General features: G+C 59.8%; 17 protein-coding genes. 6 read left to right on the top strand and 11 right to left on the bottom strand.

The features are described 5' to 3' along the window. Window positions 1–158 precede the first annotated feature (158 nt). The 4 genes from thrC (at window position 159) to WDZ78_RS11135 (ending at window position 6,481) form a co-directional block, all read left to right on the top strand. Window positions 159–1,556, top strand: a complete 1,398-nt coding sequence (gene thrC / locus WDZ78_RS11150) for a threonine synthase (protein WP_020010623.1) — start codon at window positions 159–161, stop codon at window positions 1,554–1,556. Window positions 1,557–1,577: 21 nt separating this feature from the next. Further along, window positions 1,578–2,876 (top strand): M16 family metallopeptidase, encoded by a 1,299-nt coding sequence (locus WDZ78_RS11145; RefSeq protein ID WP_020812170.1) that lies wholly within the window; start codon window positions 1,578–1,580, stop codon window positions 2,874–2,876. 93 nt (window positions 2,877–2,969) lie between these two features. After that, on the top strand, window positions 2,970–3,569 hold the full coding sequence (locus tag WDZ78_RS11140; RefSeq protein WP_020010621.1) for a GNAT family N-acetyltransferase: 600 nt from the start codon (window positions 2,970–2,972) through the stop codon (window positions 3,567–3,569). Next, on the top strand, window positions 3,566–6,481 hold the full coding sequence (locus WDZ78_RS11135) for an EAL domain-containing protein (RefSeq protein ID WP_020010620.1): 2,916 nt from the start codon (window positions 3,566–3,568) through the stop codon (window positions 6,479–6,481). Before WDZ78_RS11140 ends, WDZ78_RS11135 begins: the two co-directional genes overlap by 4 nt. Before the next feature lie 196 nt (window positions 6,482–6,677). Here WDZ78_RS11135 and WDZ78_RS11130 read toward each other — a convergent pair whose 3' ends face one another. From WDZ78_RS11130 to WDZ78_RS11120, 3 genes are all read right to left on the bottom strand, one after another. After that, entirely contained in the window at window positions 6,678–7,772 is a 1,095-nt protein-coding gene (locus WDZ78_RS11130; RefSeq protein ID WP_020010619.1) for a zinc-binding metallopeptidase family protein, read from the bottom strand. A 168-nt stretch (window positions 7,773–7,940) separates the two neighbouring features. After that, window positions 7,941–8,132, bottom strand: coding sequence for a CsbD family protein (locus WDZ78_RS11125; RefSeq protein WP_003509115.1), 192 nt, complete (start codon window positions 8,130–8,132; stop codon window positions 7,941–7,943). Window positions 8,133–8,239: 107 nt separating this feature from the next. Beyond that, window positions 8,240–8,845: a YqgE/AlgH family protein gene (locus tag WDZ78_RS11120; RefSeq protein WP_003521117.1), complete on the bottom strand. Its 606-nt coding sequence runs from the start codon at window positions 8,843–8,845 to the stop codon at window positions 8,240–8,242. Between the two features lie 161 nt (window positions 8,846–9,006). Here WDZ78_RS11120 and WDZ78_RS11115 point away from each other — a divergent pair, with 161 nt between their 5' ends. Together WDZ78_RS11115 and WDZ78_RS11110 are read left to right on the top strand one after the other, a co-directional pair. Beyond that, complete coding sequence (locus WDZ78_RS11115) at window positions 9,007–9,855, top strand: protein-disulfide reductase DsbD domain-containing protein (RefSeq protein WP_425673047.1); 849 nt, start codon at window positions 9,007–9,009, stop codon at window positions 9,853–9,855. A 99-nt stretch (window positions 9,856–9,954) separates the two neighbouring features. Further along, window positions 9,955–10,440, top strand: a complete 486-nt coding sequence (locus WDZ78_RS11110; RefSeq protein WP_003509120.1) for a peroxiredoxin — start codon at window positions 9,955–9,957, stop codon at window positions 10,438–10,440. A gap of 147 nt (window positions 10,441–10,587) precedes the next feature. Here the strand turns inward: WDZ78_RS11110 and WDZ78_RS11105 are convergent, their stop codons facing one another. The 8 genes from WDZ78_RS11105 to WDZ78_RS11070 all read right to left on the bottom strand — a co-directional run bounded on the left by WDZ78_RS11105 (window position 10,588) and on the right by WDZ78_RS11070 (window position 16,585). Then, window positions 10,588–10,896, bottom strand: a complete 309-nt coding sequence (locus WDZ78_RS11105; RefSeq protein ID WP_003494265.1) for a Dabb family protein — start codon at window positions 10,894–10,896, stop codon at window positions 10,588–10,590. A 145-nt stretch (window positions 10,897–11,041) separates the two neighbouring features. Continuing rightward, window positions 11,042–11,482 (bottom strand): ribonuclease HI, encoded by a 441-nt coding sequence (gene rnhA / locus WDZ78_RS11100; RefSeq protein ID WP_020010617.1) that lies wholly within the window; start codon window positions 11,480–11,482, stop codon window positions 11,042–11,044. Next, a complete protein-coding gene (locus tag WDZ78_RS11095; protein ID WP_425673046.1) occupies window positions 11,479–12,447 on the bottom strand; it encodes a homoserine kinase in 969 nt (322 codons plus the stop codon). Before WDZ78_RS11095 ends, rnhA begins: the two co-directional genes overlap by 4 nt. Before the next feature lie 89 nt (window positions 12,448–12,536). Then, the gene (ispH, locus tag WDZ78_RS11090) at window positions 12,537–13,583 is read right to left on the bottom strand and encodes a 4-hydroxy-3-methylbut-2-enyl diphosphate reductase (RefSeq protein WP_425673044.1); all 1,047 of its coding nucleotides are present in this window, start codon (window positions 13,581–13,583) and stop codon (window positions 12,537–12,539) included. Between the two features lie 75 nt (window positions 13,584–13,658). Further along, complete coding sequence (locus WDZ78_RS11085) at window positions 13,659–14,393, bottom strand: SURF1 family protein (RefSeq protein ID WP_425673276.1); 735 nt, start codon at window positions 14,391–14,393, stop codon at window positions 13,659–13,661. Window positions 14,394–14,403: 10 nt separating this feature from the next. Beyond that, entirely contained in the window at window positions 14,404–14,790 is a 387-nt protein-coding gene (locus WDZ78_RS11080; protein ID WP_425673043.1) for a DUF983 domain-containing protein, read from the bottom strand. 240 nt (window positions 14,791–15,030) lie between these two features. Next, window positions 15,031–15,906, bottom strand: coding sequence for a cytochrome c oxidase subunit 3 (locus WDZ78_RS11075; protein ID WP_003509131.1), 876 nt, complete (start codon window positions 15,904–15,906; stop codon window positions 15,031–15,033). Between the two features lie 61 nt (window positions 15,907–15,967). Continuing rightward, a complete protein-coding gene (locus tag WDZ78_RS11070) occupies window positions 15,968–16,585 on the bottom strand; it encodes a cytochrome c oxidase assembly protein (RefSeq protein WP_020010612.1) in 618 nt (205 codons plus the stop codon). Window positions 16,586–16,614 lie beyond the last annotated feature (29 nt).

Genomic DNA, 16,614 nt, shown 5'->3' with positions numbered 1-16,614 from the left:
CGATGGTCTATAGCAGCGACGCCGGAAAAAATCGATTGGCATGTTCGGTTTTGCTTGAATTTTCAAAAAAGCCCTTCATTAGCTGCCCAATCGCCTCATTCCGGTAAGGTGCTGCGGAAAAGACGCCGATCAATCGGTAGTGGATAAGGGACTATCTCGTGGAATATGTATCGACCAGGGGTGCGGCCCCTTCGCTTGGTTTTTGCGACGCGCTTCTGGCGGGCCTTGGCCGTGACGGCGGGCTTTATGTTCCGCGCAAATGGCCTTCCATGTCGAAGAAGGAAATCCGCAACCTGCGCGGCAAGTCCTATCAGGATGTCGCCTTCGAGGTTCTCTACCGCTTCACCGGCGGCGAAATTCCGGCCGACAAGTTCAAGGCGATGATCGATGACGCCTATGCGACCTTCCGCCATCCCGCCGTCGTGCCGCTGACGCAGACCGGCCCTAACACTTTCGTGCTGGAGCTTTTCCACGGCACCACGCTCGCCTTCAAGGATGTGGCGATGCAGCTTCTCGCCCGCCTGATGGACTATACGCTTTCCGAGCGCGGCGAGCGCGCCACCATTGTCGGCGCCACATCGGGCGACACGGGCGGTGCGGCGATCGACGCCTTTGCCGGGCGTGAGCGCACCGACATCTTCATTCTTTTCCCGAACGGCAAGGTCTCGCCGGTGCAGCAGCGCCAGATGACGACGTCGACCGCTTCCAACGTGCATGCGCTGGCGATCAACGGCAATTTCGACGATTGCCAGACGCTGGTGAAGGAGATGTTCAACGACGTGAAGTTCCGCGACGGCGTGAAGCTTTCCGGCGTCAATTCCATCAACTGGGCGCGCATCATGGCGCAGGTGGTTTATTATTTCACCGCGTCGCTTTCGCTCGGCGGTCCCGACCGAAAGGTTTCCTTCACCGTTCCGACAGGCAATTTCGGTGATATTTTCGCGGGTTACGTCGCCAAGAAGATGGGCCTGCCGATCGACAAGCTCGTCATCGCCACCAATGACAACGACATTCTGGCGCGCACGCTGAAGACCGGCCGTTACGAGATGCGCGGCGTCAAGCCCACCACCTCGCCCTCGATGGACATCCAGATTTCCTCGAATTTCGAACGGCTGCTATTTGAAGCCTATGGCCGTGATTCCTCTGCGGTAAAGGCATCAATGGACGGCCTCAAGCAGTCCGGCGCATTTGAAATTCCGCCGCATGCGCTGAAATTCATCAAGAAGGATTTCCGCGCCGGCCGCGCCACCGAAAAGCAGGTGGCGGCAACGATCCGCGACACGCTTGAGAAAACCGGCTACCTCATCGATCCGCATACCGCGACCGGTGTTTTCGTGGCGGAAAAGCACGAAAAAGCGGGAAGCCCTATGGTTGTCCTGTCGACCGCCCATCCGGCTAAATTCCCGGCCGCTGTAAAATCCGCTTGCGCAATCGAGCCTGCGCTTCCAGTATGGTTAGCTGACATTATGAACCGGGAGGAGCGTTTCGACATTCTGGATGCAGAGCTGAAAGCCGTGGAAACCTTCATCGGCAGCCATGCACGCGCCGGCAAATAGAGACGCGGAAAGACGTTGAGTATGAGAGTTAATGTGACCCGGCTTTCGTCCGGGTTGACCGTTGTCACGGAAAAAATGCCGCATCTCGAAAGCGTCGCTCTTGGGGTGTGGATCAAATCCGGATCCCGCAACGAGACGACTGCCGAACACGGCATCGCTCATCTTCTCGAACATATGGCTTTCAAGGGTACGGCGCGCCGCACCGCCCGCCAGATCGCCGAAGAGATTGAAAATGTCGGCGGCGAAGTCAACGCCGCGACATCAACGGAAACCACCTCCTACTACGCCCGCGTCCTGAAAGACCACGTCCCCCTCGCCGTCGATATCCTTGCCGACATCCTGACGGAATCGCTGTTTGACGAAGAAGAGCTGGAGCGGGAGAAAAACGTCATCCTGCAGGAGATCGGTGCAGCGACCGACACGCCCGACGACGTGATCTTCGACAATTTCTCCGGCGTCGCCTATCGCGACCAGACCATCGGCCGCCCGATCCTCGGCACGCCGGAAACCGTTCAATCCTTCACGACAGGCCAGATCAGGCATTATCTCGCCCGCAACTACACGACGGACCGCATTTTCGTCGTGGCGGCAGGTGCTGTCGACCACGAAAGCTTCGTGAAGCAGGTGGAAGAGCGTTTCGCCTCGCTGCCGCAGCTGCCGGCGGCAACACCGGTCATGGAAAAGGCAATCTATACCGGCGGTGAAATCCGCGAGACCCGCGACCTCATGGACGCGCAGGTGCTTCTCGGCTTCGAAGGCAAGGCCTATCACGCCCGCGACTTCTATTGCTCGCAGATCCTCGCCAACATCCTTGGCGGCGGCATGTCTTCCCGCCTGTTCCAGGAAGTGCGCGAATATCGCGGCCTGTGCTATTCGGTCTACGCCTTTCATTGGGGTTTTTCCGATACCGGCATCTTCGGCGTCCATGCGGCCACCGGCGGCAACGACCTGCCGGAACTGGTGCCCGTCATTGTCGAGGAGCTGCGCAAGTCCTCTCAGGTCATCCACCAGGAGGAAATCGACCGTGCTCGCGCGCAGATCCGCGCCCAATTGCTGATGGGCCAGGAAAGCCCGGCCGCCCGCGCCGGACAGATCGCCCGGCAGATGATGCTTTACGGCCGGCCCATCCCCAATGAGGAGATGATGGAACGGCTGGGCGACATCACCCGCGCGCGCCTGACCGATCTTGCAGGACGGCTGTTTTTCGATACAGTTCCGACATTGTCTGCAATTGGCCCGCTCGAACATCTGCCGCCTCTTTCCGACATCACTGCCGCGCTTTCCGCGCAGCAGCCCGCAAGGATAAAGGCGAACGGATAAACCGATATGAGGGCGGGATCTAAAGGCGAAGTCCGCTCACCTTTTTCGCCATCCCGCTTGCGGATGGCGATGTCTGCCGCACAGGGATCGTGAATGCTGCGTTTTCTTTCCCGACATAGCGACACGCCCGAACTGCGCAGCGCCAATCACCTTCTCAGACTGCCGCGCTACAGCGATTTCAAGCAATGGCATGTGCTGCGTTCGGAAAGCCGTCAGTTTCTCCAGCCCTGGGAGCCGACCTGGCGCCCGGACGAACTGACGGAGGGCGCCTTCCGCATGCGCGTGGTGCGCAACGGCCAGGAGTTTTCCTCCGGCACCGCAGTCTCCTTCCTGCTGTTTGAAAAAGAGACGCTGCTGGTGGGCGGTATCACCATCGGATACATCCGCCGGGGTGCGGCGCAAAGCTGTATGATCGGATACTGGATCGGCGAGCGCCACGCCGCGCAAGGCCATATGTCTGCCGCATTAAAATTGGTAATACCATACATCTTTAACGGACTTCAGTTGCACCGTATCGAGGCAGCCTGTATTCCGGAAAACTTCAAAAGCATCCGGCTTCTCGAAAACGCCGGGTTCCAGCGGGAAGGTCTCTTGCGGGAATATCTGAAAATCAATGGCCAATGGCGGGATCATATGATGTTTTCCCTTCTTGCCGACAAGCAAAGCTCCGGCGGAACGAAGTACGATACATGACCTACAATCACTCTGCGCCGTGCCTTGCGAAACGTCTGGCGGCAATCGCGCTGGCTGCGCCGTTTTTCCTGCTGTTCCTGCTTTTTGCTTCCCATTCCTTTGCTTTTGAGCCGGTGAAGATTTCCCGTGACGACACGGCGCTCGATCTGACGGCCACCACGGATATCTACGCCAATCAGGGCGAAGCCTTTCAGGTTTCGACCGCGCCGGGCCCCGACGGCATCCGCCGCCGTATCGAGGTGCGCGCCAGTTCCACCGATCACCAGGGCGACTGGGCGGTGTTTGCGCTCGCCAACGTCTCCGAAGAGCAGCTGGAGCGCGTGATCGTCGCGCCGCATTTCCGCCTCGTCAATTCCAAGCTGTTCTGGCCCGATCTCGGCTCGCAGCGCATCATGGCGATTACCCCGAGTGAAGGCTTTGCGCTTGACCGGCAGCCGAGCCCGGATGCCGACGTCTTCCGCATCACGCTCAACCCCGGCTCCGTCATCACCTTCGTCGCCGAGCTTTCCACGCCGCAGCTGCCACAACTTTATCTGTGGGAGCCGGAGGCCTACAAGGACACGATCAACGCGTTTACGCTTTATCGCGGCATCGTGCTCGGCATTGCCGGCCTGCTCGCCGTGCTCTTGACCATTCTCTTCGTGGTCAAGGGAACCTCCGTCCTGCCGGCCTCGGCCGCACTTGCCTGGGCGGTGCTTGCCTATATCTGCGTCGATTTCGGCTTCCTTGAAAAGCTCATAACCGTCACATCAAGCGATCAGCGAATATGGAGGGCGGGCGCGGAAGTGGCGCTCGCCTCCAGCTTTGTGGTCTTCCTCTTCACCTATCTCAATCTCAATCGCTGGCACGCGCATCTGGGTTACGCGACTTTTGCCTGGGTGGTGGGTCTGGCGCTGCTGTTTGGCGTCGCGATCTATGATCCATCGGTCGCGTCGGGCATCGCGCGCGTGTCCTTCGCGCTCACCGCAACGGCCGGCATCGCGCTCATCATCTATCTCGGCTTTAACCGTTACGACCGTGCGATCCTGCTCGTTCCGTCCTGGGCGCTCATCCTCGTCTGGCTGTTCGGCAGCTGGCTGACGGTGACGGGACAATTGGACAACGACATCGTGCAGCCCGCACTCGGCGGCGGGCTGGTGCTGATCGTGCTTCTGATCGGCTTTACCGTCATCCAGCACGCCTTTGCCGGCAGCGCCTATCAACAGGGTCTTTTCTCCGACCTCGAGCGTCAATCGCTGGCGCTCACGGGCAGCGGCGATACCGTGTGGGACTGGGACGTGACCCGTGACCGCATCGTCACCACGCCCGATATTTCCAACCGGCTGGGGCTGGAACCCGGCGCCATGCACGGCGCTGCACGCAACTGGCTGCCGCGCCTGCATCCTGACGATCGCGACCGGTTCAAGGCGACGCTCGACGTGCTGCTCGACCATCGCAAGGGCCGCCTCAACCACGAATTCCGCATTCGCGCCGAAGACGGGCATTTCCACTGGCTGCAAATCCGCGCCCGTCCGGTTCTCGGCTCCAACGGCGAAATCATCCGCTGCGTCGGCACCATCACCGATATTACCGAGCAGAAGAATTCGGTGGAGCGGCTGTTGCAGGATGCGATGAACGACAATCTGACCGGGCTTCCGAACCGGCAGGTCTTCCTCGACCGCCTGCAATCGATCCTCAACCTGTCGCCCGACAGCGAGGGCGTGCGCCCGACCGTGATGGCGATCGATATCGACCGCTACAAGCTCGTCAACGATACGCTCGGCATTGCCGCCGGCGACAATATCCTTATCGCGCTGACACGGCGTCTTCGCCGCCTTTTGAAACCGCAGGATACGCTGGCGCGCCTCGGCGGTGATGAGTTCGGCCTGATCCTCACCTCCGAGCGCGATCCGCAGCGTGTGGCCGATTTTGCCGATGCGGTGAACAAGGCGATCATGGTGCCGATCAATTTCGCCAATCGCGAAATCATCCTCACCGCCTCGATCGGCCTCGTTTCATGGATCGACCAGCAGGAAAGTGCGGCCGGACTGCTCAGCGATGCGGAACTCGCAATGTATCGCGCCAAGCGCGCCGGCGGCAACCGCGTCGAGCCGTTCCGCCCCGCCTTCCGCACCTCAGGCACCGACCGCCTGCAGATGGAAAGCGATCTTCGCCGCGCCATCGAGCGCAAGGAGCTGTCGCTGGCCTACCAGCCGATCGTCAAGCTTGACGATGGCGAGCTGGCCGGTTTCGAAGCGCTGATGCGATGGGAACACCCCAAGCGCGGCAATATCCCTCCGAGCGAATTCATTCCGATTGCAGAGGCCTCCGGCCTGATCGAGCCTCTCGGCATGTTCGCGCTGGAACGGGCTGCCACCGATCTGATGGACTGGCAGCACGCCATAGAGAAGATGCCGATCTTCATCTCCGTCAATATTTCCAGCGCGCAATTGCTGAACAACGAATTGTACAACGACGTGCGCGGCATGCTGACCCGCACGCGCTGCAATCCGCAGCAGCTGAAGCTGGAGCTGACGGAATCGGTCGTCATGGAAAATCCGGAACAGGCGCGGCTGGTGCTTTCCAAGCTAAAGGAAACGGGCTTAAGCCTCGCCATGGATGATTTCGGCACCGGCTATTCGTCGCTTGCCTATCTCACCCGCTTCCCCTTCGACACCATCAAGCTCGACAAGGCGCTGGTGGCCAATACCAGCGACAAGCGCAACGTTCTGCTGCGCTCCGTCATCGCCATGGCGCGCGCGCTCGACATGCAGGTGGTGGCGGAAGGTATCGAAACACCCGAGGATGCGGCCGAACTGGCCCGCATGAACTGCCATTTCGGCCAGAGCTTCCTGTTCGGCACACCGGTTTCCGGCGATGCGGCGCTGAAGCTTCTGCGGGAGCGGTTCCAGCCGACGAAGCGGGCATCGTAAGGGGTATTGCGTACATGGAAGCGAGGGGGCGCAGTCTCCTCCTCAAATTCCACGTCATCCTCGGGCTTGTCCCGAGGATCTAATCACGCATGCTAAAACCACCGACGGCAGATCCTCGGGACAAGCCAGAGGATGACGACGGAGAGGGCTAATGCTCCCCGGAACGTCTCGGATTTTCAACCTGCACGCCGACTATTTACTGAACCATCATCACCGGCTGCGCATCCGCCGCCACCTTCCCATGCAGGAGGTCGTGAATGAACTCCATCTTCGCCACCACCGGCGGCGTCAGCACGAAGGGATAAAGGTCCGCCTCCCCCATGCTGCGCTGGATGGAATTGATGGCGACGCTGAGCGGGATCCAGGCTTTCACCAGCTGCGCGGCGCTGCGGGCCTTATAGGGATCGAACGTCACTTCCGCCGCCATTTCCTCGTGCCCGTCAGGATCGATCGCCACACCGAAGGCGCGTGCGGTTTCGAGCGTATCGACGATATGCAGATAATGGGCGAAACATTCGGCGAAATCCTCCCAGGGGTGGACCGAGGCATAGGAACTGATGAAATTCTCCTGCCAGTCGCGGCGCGGCCCGCCATCATAATTGCGTTGCAGGGCGGCGCCATAATCCTCGCGCTCGTCACCAAAGACGGCGCGGCAGGCCTCCAGCCGGTTTTCGTCCCGCACCAGCTTGTTCCAGATGAAGTGCCCGACCTCGTGGCGGAAGTGGCCAAGCATGGTGCGGTATGGCTCGTTCATGTTGGCGCGCACCTGTTCGCGCGTCGCGTCATCGGCCTCGGCCGCGCGGATGGCGATCAGGCCTTCGTCGTGGCCGGTCATGGCGGGAATGACGGAACCATCGAGCGCCACCTCATCCACCAGAAAGTCGAAGACGAGGCCGCCTGCGGGGTCAGCATCACGATTGGGATGCGGCAGGCCAAGCCGCAGGATCGAATAAAACAGGTGCCGCTGCGCCTGGCTGATGCGGTGCCATTGTCCAATCCCCTGCTCTGTGGCCATATCAGGCACCAGGCGATTGTGGCTGCAGGCCGGGCAAAAGGCATTGGCGCTTTCCGCCGGCACAGACCAGTTGCAGATATCATTCACCTCATTGGCGCAAAACCGCACCTGCTTTTCCGGCTGGGCGACGATCTGCCAGTTCGGTTCACCCGCAGGCGCCAGCGCTTCCATGGAAAGCCGCTCCGGCACGAAAGCCAGACGATGGCCGCAGGAGACACAGAAGCGATTGTCGAAATGGACAGGCTGGCCGCAGGATGCGCAGGAGAAAAGCTTCATGTATGAAACCCTTGCGATGGGACGGGTGAAAGAAAAGCAGAGATAAGATGTGAAGGCGCAGGCGTAGCGGCCCGGTCGTCATGGCCCTCACATGACAAGAGCGCATGTGCGATAACACATGCGCTCCATGCGCCGCATCGTGGGAGAGGCGCAATGTTTCATGCAGAATTACATGCGGTCGACGGCGCCCTTGACGGCGTCCTTCGCCTTGCCGACGGAGCTCTGAACCTTGCCCTTGGTTTCCTGGGCGGCACCCTTGGCGCGCAATTCATTATTGCCCGTCGCTTCGCCGACGCTCTTCTTCACCTTGCCAGCAACTTCATTGGCTTTACCGGCGATCTTGTCAGATGTGCTACCCATATTACTGCTCCCTAGTTTAGCCGTACTGTCTGTCCGGCTTTCCGGGTGGGTAACGTCAGGGGTCAGGATTTGGTTCCAGCCGAAAGGGGCAGGAATTCTGCTGGGGCTCAGGCGTGCCCGGCATCCGTGGAGAGCATGCGCGCATCGACGCCCATCAGGGCCAGCGCCCGCTCGTATTTATTGTCCAGTCCACGGTCGAAGATCAGCTCTTCCGCAGCGGGGCAATTCAGCCAGCCATTATTGGCGATCTCGTTTTCCAGCTGGCCCGGACCCCAGCCGGCATAACCGAGCATCATGGTCGCCCTTTGCGGGCCGCGGCCGTTGGAAATGGCGCGGACGATATCAAGCGTTGCGGTGAGCGAAATGTCATCGCTGACCGGAATGCTTGATTCGCTGAGGTAATCATCCGAATGCAGCACAAACCCCCGGCCGGATTCCACCGGGCCGCCGCACTGGATCGGAAATTCGCGGGTGCGGTTGGGCAGCATGATGGCATCGTTGCTATCCACCAGCTTCAGATGCAGCAGAATATCCGTAAACGTGATCTGCTGCGGCCGGTTGATGATGAAACCCATGGCCCCGGCGTCCGAATGGGCGCAGATATAGATCACCGAACGGGCAAAATTGCCGTCGTCCAGCCCCGGCATCGCGATGAGGAACTGGCCATCGAGAAAGCCACGTTCGCGTTTGTCCATCAGGGTTGAAAAGCTCACCGGCGCCTCCAGCAGACCGAATTCCGTCGCTCAACGGAAAACGGCGTTCGCACTTCGACAAAGGACAGGATGCGGCATCGCGCCCGATCAATCAACCGAAAATGATGAACCGCACGAATTCGTAACTGGTCCGTCGGGCGATGTTGGGTTAGACGGGAAGCATGAGCGTCAGGATATTCTTTCGATTTTCACATCTTCGTCTCGCGGCCGCATTTGCCGCCCTCCTTGGCGGCGTGCAAGCCGCCCAGGCCGAAATTACCGACTGGGCCAGAAGCGAGGGCGGCCTGATGCGCGTGGCAAGCCTTGCCATGGATGCGGACGGCGTGGTGCGCGGCGTGCTGCAGATCGAGCCGAAGGACGGCTGGATTACCTATTGGCGCGAACCGGGCGAAGCAGGCATACCGCCGCAGATCACACCCGACCCGGCAAGCGGCGTCACCCTCACCACCATGGCTTATCCGGTTCCGAAGCTGATCGAAAACGGCGACATCACCGATATAGGCTATGACCACGCCGTCAGCCTTCCCTTTCAGCTGAAAGCCGCCGACCCGGCAGCGAGCGGGAAGATAGACCTCACCGCCTTCATCGGCGTGTGCCAGAATATCTGCATTCCCTTCGAGGCGAAGTTCTCCATCGACCGCGGCAATGCGGGTGATGATGACAGCGAGGAACGCCGCCTTCTCGAAGAGGCGCGCGAAACGCTGCCCGAGGCGGCGTCCGACGACTTCAAGGTGATCGATTTCCACATCACGCCCGACAAGACCATGCTCGGCGTGCAGTTGCAGCTTCCGGAAAACGCGCCGAAGGAGACCGAAATATTCATCGCCGGTCCCTCCGGTTTTGCCTATTACGAGCCGCAGAACCTGGTGCGCGACAAGCGCAAGCTCTCCTTCTACATGAACATCAAGGGCCTGCCGAAAACCTATCAGGTGCCGGGCAACAGCTGGCCCATTCTGGTCAAGTCAGGCGACCGGGCCATGGAGACCGTGCTGAATTTCCCGAAGCCGTGAGCGGCGTTTTTGCGTCGGAATTTAACTCGAAAACCGCATGACAGATTTCATTTCCGTGCTCTATAGTCGCGCGAACCGAACGGCTACAGGAGCACGGACATGACCATCAAGATCGGCGAAAAACTGCCTTCCGCAACCTTCAAGGAAAAGACGGCCGACGGCCCGGTGGAAACCACCACGGACGCGCTCTTCGGTGGCAAGAAGGTGGTTCTCTTCGCCGTTCCCGGCGCTTTCACCCCCACCTGCTCGCTGAACCATCTGCCGGGCTATCTCGAAAACCGCGACGCCATTCTTTCCAAGGGCGTGGACGATATCGCCGTCGTCGCCGTCAATGACTGGCACGTCATGGGCGCATGGGCGCAATCATCAGGCGGTCAGGGCAAAATTCACTTCCTCGCCGACTGGGATGCGTCCTTCACCAAGGCGCTCGGCCTCGATGCCGACCTGTCCGGCGGCGGCCTTGGCGTGCGCTCCAAGCGTTATTCGATGCTGGTGGAAGACGGCGTGGTGAAGTCGCTCAACGTTGAAGAGAACCCCGGCCAGGCAACGGTCTCTGCCGCTGCGGCGATGATCGAGCAGCTTTGACATTAAGAAGAAGGCCTCTTGGCCCTAGATAAGACGTCATCCTCGGCCCTGTGCCGAGGATCTAATCACGTCCAATTCAATCGACACGTTGCAGATGCTCGGGATAAGCCCGAGCATGACGGAAGAGAGCGACGAGAAGCCGCTCTCTCAAACATTCATATCAAACACCAGAAGCCCGGCGAGACCGCCATCGGTGAGCGACACGAGACGCTCCCCCACTTCCATATGCTGCGGATGGGCGAGATAGTCGTCGCGAGCCTCCGGGCTTTCCAGCGTCACGATGAAACCATCGACAAAACCGCCATTCAGCCCTTCGGGCGAGACATTCTGACCATATTTCACATCGATGATGCCGGGGATGACATCCTTCAGGGCAGCGATCGCCTCGAATATTGCCTGTTTTTCAGAAGACGCCGTTGCGGCCTTGAAGCGTAAAAATACACAATGCAGGATCATCCGGATTTCTCTCCTCCGTTGGGCACCACCGGAGCACCCCTTGACGACAAGATAGGTCGGGTTTCGGTTTTCACAACCCCGTATAATGGGGCCCGAGATCAAGTCGGCTCCATTTTTCGCCGACCCAAAATAGAGCAGGCTTCCATTACCGCCGTTTGAAGGGCTCCATGCCCTTTCGCGCCAGTTCATCGGCGCGTTCGTTTTCAGGATGGCCCGCATGGCCCTTGACCCAGTGCAGGGTGACCTTGTGGCGTTGCTGCGCCGCTTCCAGCGCCTGCCATAGCTCGACATTCTTGACCGGCTTGTTATCGGCTGTCTTCCAGCCTTTCTTTTTCCAGCCGAAAATCCATTTGGTAATGCCGTCCTTGACATAGGCGCTGTCGGTATAAAGATCGACCTCGCAGGGGCTCTTCAGCGCATTGAGCGCCGAAATCGCCGCCATCAATTCCATGCGGTTATTGGTGGTCTCGGCCTCGCCGCCGCAGAGTTCCTTCTCCACCTCGCCGTAACGCAGCACGGCGCCCCAGCCGCCCGGACCGGGATTGCCGGAGCAGGCGCCATCGGTGAAAATATCGACATGTTTCATTCGCCCGCCAGCCCGTATTCGGCGACATTGGCAATGGAACGGTGGAACCGCAGTTTGCGCAGATATTCCAGCGGGTCCTTCTTCACCACCAGCGCGCCCTCGGGCGTCGTCAGCCAGTCGTAAAGCCGCGTCAGGAAGAAACGCAGCGCCGAACCGCGCGCCAGAAGCGGCAGCGCGTCCAGTTCCGCTTCACTCAGCGGACGCACCGACTGATAGCCTTCCAGCAGCGCCTTGCCCTTGGTGACGTTGTAAGCGCCATCCTTCTCGAAGCACCAGGCATTGAGGCAGATCGACACGTCATAAGCGAGCAGGTCATTGCAGGCGAAATAAAAGTCGATCAGGCCGGACAGTTCGTCGCCGAGGAAAAACACATTGTCCTGAAACAGATCGGCATGGATGACGCCGGCCGGCAGATCTTTCGGCCAATGGGCGGCGAGATAATCGATCTCGGGGCGAATCTCGTCTTTCAGGCCCTTCTCCACCTCGTCGGCGCGCGCTTCGGACTTGTCCCAAAGCACCTTCCAGCCTTCGACGGAGAGCGCATTCGGACGCTTGATCTCGAAGCCTTCACCGGCCAGATGCATGGCGGCGAGCGCCTTGCCGACTTCCCGGCAATGTTTCGCCTCCGGCTTTCTCAGCCACATGCCTTCAAGGAAGGAAATCAGCGCCGCCGGCCGGCCCGACAATTCTCCCAGCAATTCGCCATCCCTGCGCGGCAGCGGCAAGGGGCAGGACAGGCCCTTGGCGGCCAGATGCTGCATGAGGCCCAGGAAGAAGGGCAGATCGTTTTTCTCCACGCGCTTTTCATAAAGCGTCAGGATCAGCGGATCCTTGGTGGTATGCAGCAGGAAATTGGAGTTTTCGACGCCCTCGGCAATGCCCTTATAGGAGGTGAGACTGCCGACGTCGTACTGCGTGAGGAAATTCCTCAGATCATCTTCGCTGATATCAGTATAAACTGCCAATTTCAAATCTCTTGGTGAAGGATGGAATGGAAATCTCGATGAATGACGCCTGTGGGACGGAAAACGCCCACAGCCAGCATCGTCCGGCCTTAAATGCCGGCGGCGGTTTTCGGCGGCAGCGCATTGCTGGCATTGCCGTTGACGAAGGCCATGTCATCGGTCGTCAGCTCAATGCTGCGCAGCTCGCGATTGACGAGGAAATGCTCCGTTTCCTCAACCGTTACGGCAAGATCAAGCGTCGTGTCGAAACGCGCCTTGAAGGCCTCGATGATCTCGTCGACGATAACCTCAGGTGCGGAAGCACCGGCCGAAAGGCCGACGGTGCTGATATCGCCAATTTCATCCCAGTCGATTTCCGAGGCACGCTGCACCAGCACCGAGCGCTTGGCGCCGGCGCGCAGCGCCACTTCCACCAGCCGCTTGGAATTGGAGGAATTGGGTGCACCGACGACAATGAAGAGGTCGCAGCCGGGGGCCGCCTGCTTCACCGCATCCTGACGATTGGTGGTTGCGTAACAGATGCTGTCGGCGGCGGGCGCCTGAATGGCCGGGAAACGTTCCTGCAGCTTCGCGATGACACCGGCGGTGTCATCAACCGACAATGTGGTCTGGGTGACGAAGCCGAGATTTTCATGGTCCAGCGGTTCGTAACGGCCGGCATCCTCCACCGTCTCGATCAGCGAGACAGTACCTTCGGGAAGCTGGCCCATGGTGCCGATGACCTCAGGATGGCCGGCATGGCCGATCAGCACCACATGGCGGCCGAGCCGCTGGTGGCGCATGGCCTGCTTGTGGACCTTGGAGACGAGCGGGCAAGTGGCATCGAGATAAAACAGGTTACGCGCCTGCGCATCCTCAGGCACTGACTTCGGCACGCCGTGGGCCGAGAAGACCACGGGCTGCTCGCGATGCTCGGCAGGAATTTCATGCAACTCCTCGACGAAAACCGCACCCTTGGCCTCCAGCCCCTCCACCACATAACGGTTATGCACGATTTCGTGCCGGACATAGACGGGCGCGCCATAGGCTTTCAGCGCCAGCACGACGATCTGGATCGCCCGGTCCACGCCCGCGCAAAAGCCGCGCGGTCCGCACAGCCTTATCGTCAAAGGGGGTTTGGAAACGGCGATGTTCATTCCAGCTCCTTGGCCAGCTCCTTGGCCGGCACCGTGGTCTTGCCCGATCAACTGCCCTACCGGACGCGGCGCGCTTTATTCACCCTGCGCCTTGCCGTTCCGGAAATAGGCAAAACCGGCGACGATGACAAGGGCCGCCGCCAAGCCATACCACGTTATCGCATATTGCAGGTGATTGTTGGGCAAATCTATCAGTGTTACGCCGCCCTCAGGCCAGCCACCCGGATTAGGCGCGGCATCGGCATCCACGAAGAGATTGACCAACCGCTCGGACGGAATTTCGGCGCTGGAAGCCATGGCCGCCAGATCTTTCCAGTAGAAGATATTCCTGGCGATATCATTATCAGGCAGCAGCGACGATGGCTTTGCAACGAGCGGCGCGCGCGCCAGCCCTGTTATAGTCACCTCGCCCGTTACCTGCCCGTCGGGCCTTTTCGCAGGCTCTTTCATCTCGAAAGGCACGAAGCCGCGATTGACGAAGAGAATGCGGCCGTCCGCAAGCGTCAGCGGCGTATAGATATAATAACCGGTTCGGCCCTGATGGGTGGCGAAGAAATGCCGCTCATGGGCATGATCGAAGGTGCCGGAAAGGTTGACCTTGCGATATTCGATATCGCCGCCGCTTTTTGCTATCGCCTCGATATCGGCAAGCGTCACCGGATTTGCGCTGCGGCGCTCCTCGATATCGGCCATCAGCGCCTCTTTCCAATAGAGCCGCTTCACCTGCCAGGTTCCGAGCCCGAGAAGAATGGCAAGCGCCAGCAGCACCAGCGGTGCGGCAAACCAGACGCGCCTTTCCGCCGCCTTCATGTGGGAAACGTCATTCACGATCAAGCCTGCCTTCGCTTGCATTGTTCCTATATTGCAGCGCAATCATGATCCCTTTCAGCTTGCGCAGCAGCACCAGGGAGACAATTACCGTAAACGGCAACCACAGCATGACATGCACCCAGACGGGCGGCGCAAAACGCTGATCGACCCAGAGCGCCAGCCCGACGACCAGAAAACCCACGATCAGCATGACGAAAACGGCCGGGCCATCACCCGCATCGGCAAAACCGTAGTCCAGCCCGCAGGCGCTGCAGGCGGGCTTTATGGTCAGAAAACCATCGAACAGCCTGCCGTTGCCGCAACGCGGGCAGCAGCCTTTAAGCCCGACCTTGATGGGATCGACCGGCGCAAAATTGCCGTTTCCGGATTCGGACATATGACCTCCCGCTTCCGCCTGCAAACCGCCCTGCTGGAGAGGGGTTCAGGCACGAGGGCAGCAACCGCCGCCCGTGAAGTGTCGACGGAGGCTCCCTCCTCCGTCATCCCCGGGCGTGACCCGAGGATTTGCACACCACCGATCTGGATTCTCGGGTCGAGCCCAAGAATGGCGCCGGGCGTGCGGGAAGCTCGCCTGGACATCAGGGCGGCGATTGCCGCCCCGCCATTATCGGTGCAATCAGCCGTGCACCGGCGCACCCCAGCCGCCCCAGATATAGATGGCGAAGAACAGGAACAGCCAGACGACGTCAACGAAATGCCAGTACCAGGCAGCGGCTTCGAAACCGAAATGCTGCTTGGGTGTGAAACCGCCGGCAATGGCGCGGAACAGGCAGACAAGCAGGAAGACCGTGCCGACGAAGACGTGGAAACCGTGGAAACCGGTGGCCATGAAGAAGGTCGCGCCATAGATCGAATTCTTGAAGTCGAACGGCGCGTGCATGTATTCGTAAACCTGCACGGTGGAGAACAGGATGCCGAGTGCGACTGTCAGCACCAGACCAGTGATCAGGCCCTTGCGGTCATTGTGCAGCAGGGAATGGTGGGCCCAGGTGACGCAGGTGCCCGACAGAAGCAGGATGACGGTGTTGTAAAGCGGCAGATGCCAGGGATCGATGACCTCGATACCCTTTGGCGGCCATTGCCCGCCGGTATATTCGAGGCGGGACGCCTGAATGGCTTCGTGCGGGAAGAGGCTGGCGTCGAAATAGGCCCAGAACCAGGCCACGAAGAACATCACCTCGGAGGCGATGAACATGATCATGCCGTAGCGCAGGTGAAGCGAAACGACGCGGGTATGGCTGCCCTCATTGGCTTCCTTGATCGTATCCGCCCACCACGCATACATGGTGTAGAGCACGATGACGAGACCGATATAGAACAGCCAGGGATTGGCGAGTTCCGCGCCGAACAGCTTGAAGGAGCCGCCCGACAGGTAACGCATGTAGCAGACGCCGCCAAATGTCAGGATGAAGGCGCCGATCGAGGCCAGAAGCGGCCAGGGGCTTGGATCGATGATGTGGTAATCGTGGTTCTTCTGATGCGTATCTGCCATTGCGACAATCCCCTGGTATCTCTTCCCTGATCCGGCCTTAAGCAAAAGGCCAGATCTCCTCTCACAATTTGCTTTCGCCAGATTCAGTTTTTACCGGCAAGGACGCAACCGGTTTTTCGGTTTTGGCCGGATAAAACGTATAGGACAGCGTTAACGTATGAATGCTCTTGGTCTCACGCGCCGTGGCGATGTCAGGATCGACGAAAAATACCACTGGCATTTCCAGCGTTTCACCCGGCTGCAGCGTCGTTTCGGTGAAGCAGAAACACTCCACCTTGTTGAAATAGGCCCCGGCCTCCATCGGCGTGACGTTGAAGACCGCCGTGCCCGTGGTCGCCACGGGTGAACGGTTCGTCGCCTTGAAAGTCACCTGCACCGTTTCGCCGATCTTCGGCGTGACCTTCCTGTCGACCGGCTGGAAATCCCAGTTGAGGCCGTTCGACGTATTCGCGTCGAAGGTGACGTTGATGGTCTTGTCGAGAATGACGTCGGAATATTGCTCGACGCGCTGGGTCGTGCCGTTATAGCCGGTGACGCGGCAGAACAGGGTGTAGAGCGGCACGGCGGCATAGGCCATGCCGATCATGGCGCAGAAAAACACCAGACAGAGCACGAGAATGGAGCGATTGCTCACCTTCTGCCTGCCGGTCGCTGCCGCCTGCGTTTCCATATTTGCCATCTCCTCCTCCTCTCCCCTCAATCAGCCCG

It is taken from the genome of Agrobacterium sp. M50-1 (genome assembly GCF_049843495.1).
Taxonomy (GTDB): domain Bacteria; phylum Pseudomonadota; class Alphaproteobacteria; order Rhizobiales; family Rhizobiaceae; genus Agrobacterium; species Agrobacterium radiobacter.
This window is presented reverse-complemented; position numbering and strand designations above follow the sequence as displayed.

What these genes read in the sequence shown, in the direction of transcription:
- WDZ78_RS11145 (WP_020812170.1), top strand. Translation starts at nt 1,578, where the DNA reads ATGAGAGTTAATGTGACCCGGCTTTCGTCCGGGTTGACCGTTGTCACG.
- WDZ78_RS11140 (WP_020010621.1), top strand. Translation starts at nt 2,970, where the DNA reads ATGCTGCGTTTTCTTTCCCGACATAGCGACACGCCCGAACTGCGCAGC.
- WDZ78_RS11135 (WP_020010620.1), top strand. Translation starts at nt 3,566, where the DNA reads ATGACCTACAATCACTCTGCGCCGTGCCTTGCGAAACGTCTGGCGGCA.
- WDZ78_RS11130 (WP_020010619.1), bottom strand. Translation starts at nt 7,772, where the DNA reads ATGAAGCTTTTCTCCTGCGCATCCTGCGGCCAGCCTGTCCATTTCGAC.
- WDZ78_RS11125 (WP_003509115.1), bottom strand. Translation starts at nt 8,132, where the DNA reads ATGGGTAGCACATCTGACAAGATCGCCGGTAAAGCCAATGAAGTTGCT.
- WDZ78_RS11115 (WP_425673047.1), top strand. Translation starts at nt 9,007, where the DNA reads ATGAGCGTCAGGATATTCTTTCGATTTTCACATCTTCGTCTCGCGGCC.
- WDZ78_RS11110 (WP_003509120.1), top strand. Translation starts at nt 9,955, where the DNA reads ATGACCATCAAGATCGGCGAAAAACTGCCTTCCGCAACCTTCAAGGAA.
- WDZ78_RS11105 (WP_003494265.1), bottom strand. Translation starts at nt 10,896, where the DNA reads ATGATCCTGCATTGTGTATTTTTACGCTTCAAGGCCGCAACGGCGTCT.
- rnhA (WP_020010617.1), bottom strand. Translation starts at nt 11,482, where the DNA reads ATGAAACATGTCGATATTTTCACCGATGGCGCCTGCTCCGGCAATCCC.
- ispH (WP_425673044.1), bottom strand. Translation starts at nt 13,583, where the DNA reads ATGAACATCGCCGTTTCCAAACCCCCTTTGACGATAAGGCTGTGCGGA.
- WDZ78_RS11085 (WP_425673276.1), bottom strand. Translation starts at nt 14,393, where the DNA reads ATGAAGGCGGCGGAAAGGCGCGTCTGGTTTGCCGCACCGCTGGTGCTG.
- WDZ78_RS11080 (WP_425673043.1), bottom strand. Translation starts at nt 14,790, where the DNA reads ATGTCCGAATCCGGAAACGGCAATTTTGCGCCGGTCGATCCCATCAAG.
- WDZ78_RS11075 (WP_003509131.1), bottom strand. Translation starts at nt 15,906, where the DNA reads ATGGCAGATACGCATCAGAAGAACCACGATTACCACATCATCGATCCA.
- WDZ78_RS11070 (WP_020010612.1), bottom strand. Translation starts at nt 16,585, where the DNA reads ATGGCAAATATGGAAACGCAGGCGGCAGCGACCGGCAGGCAGAAGGTG.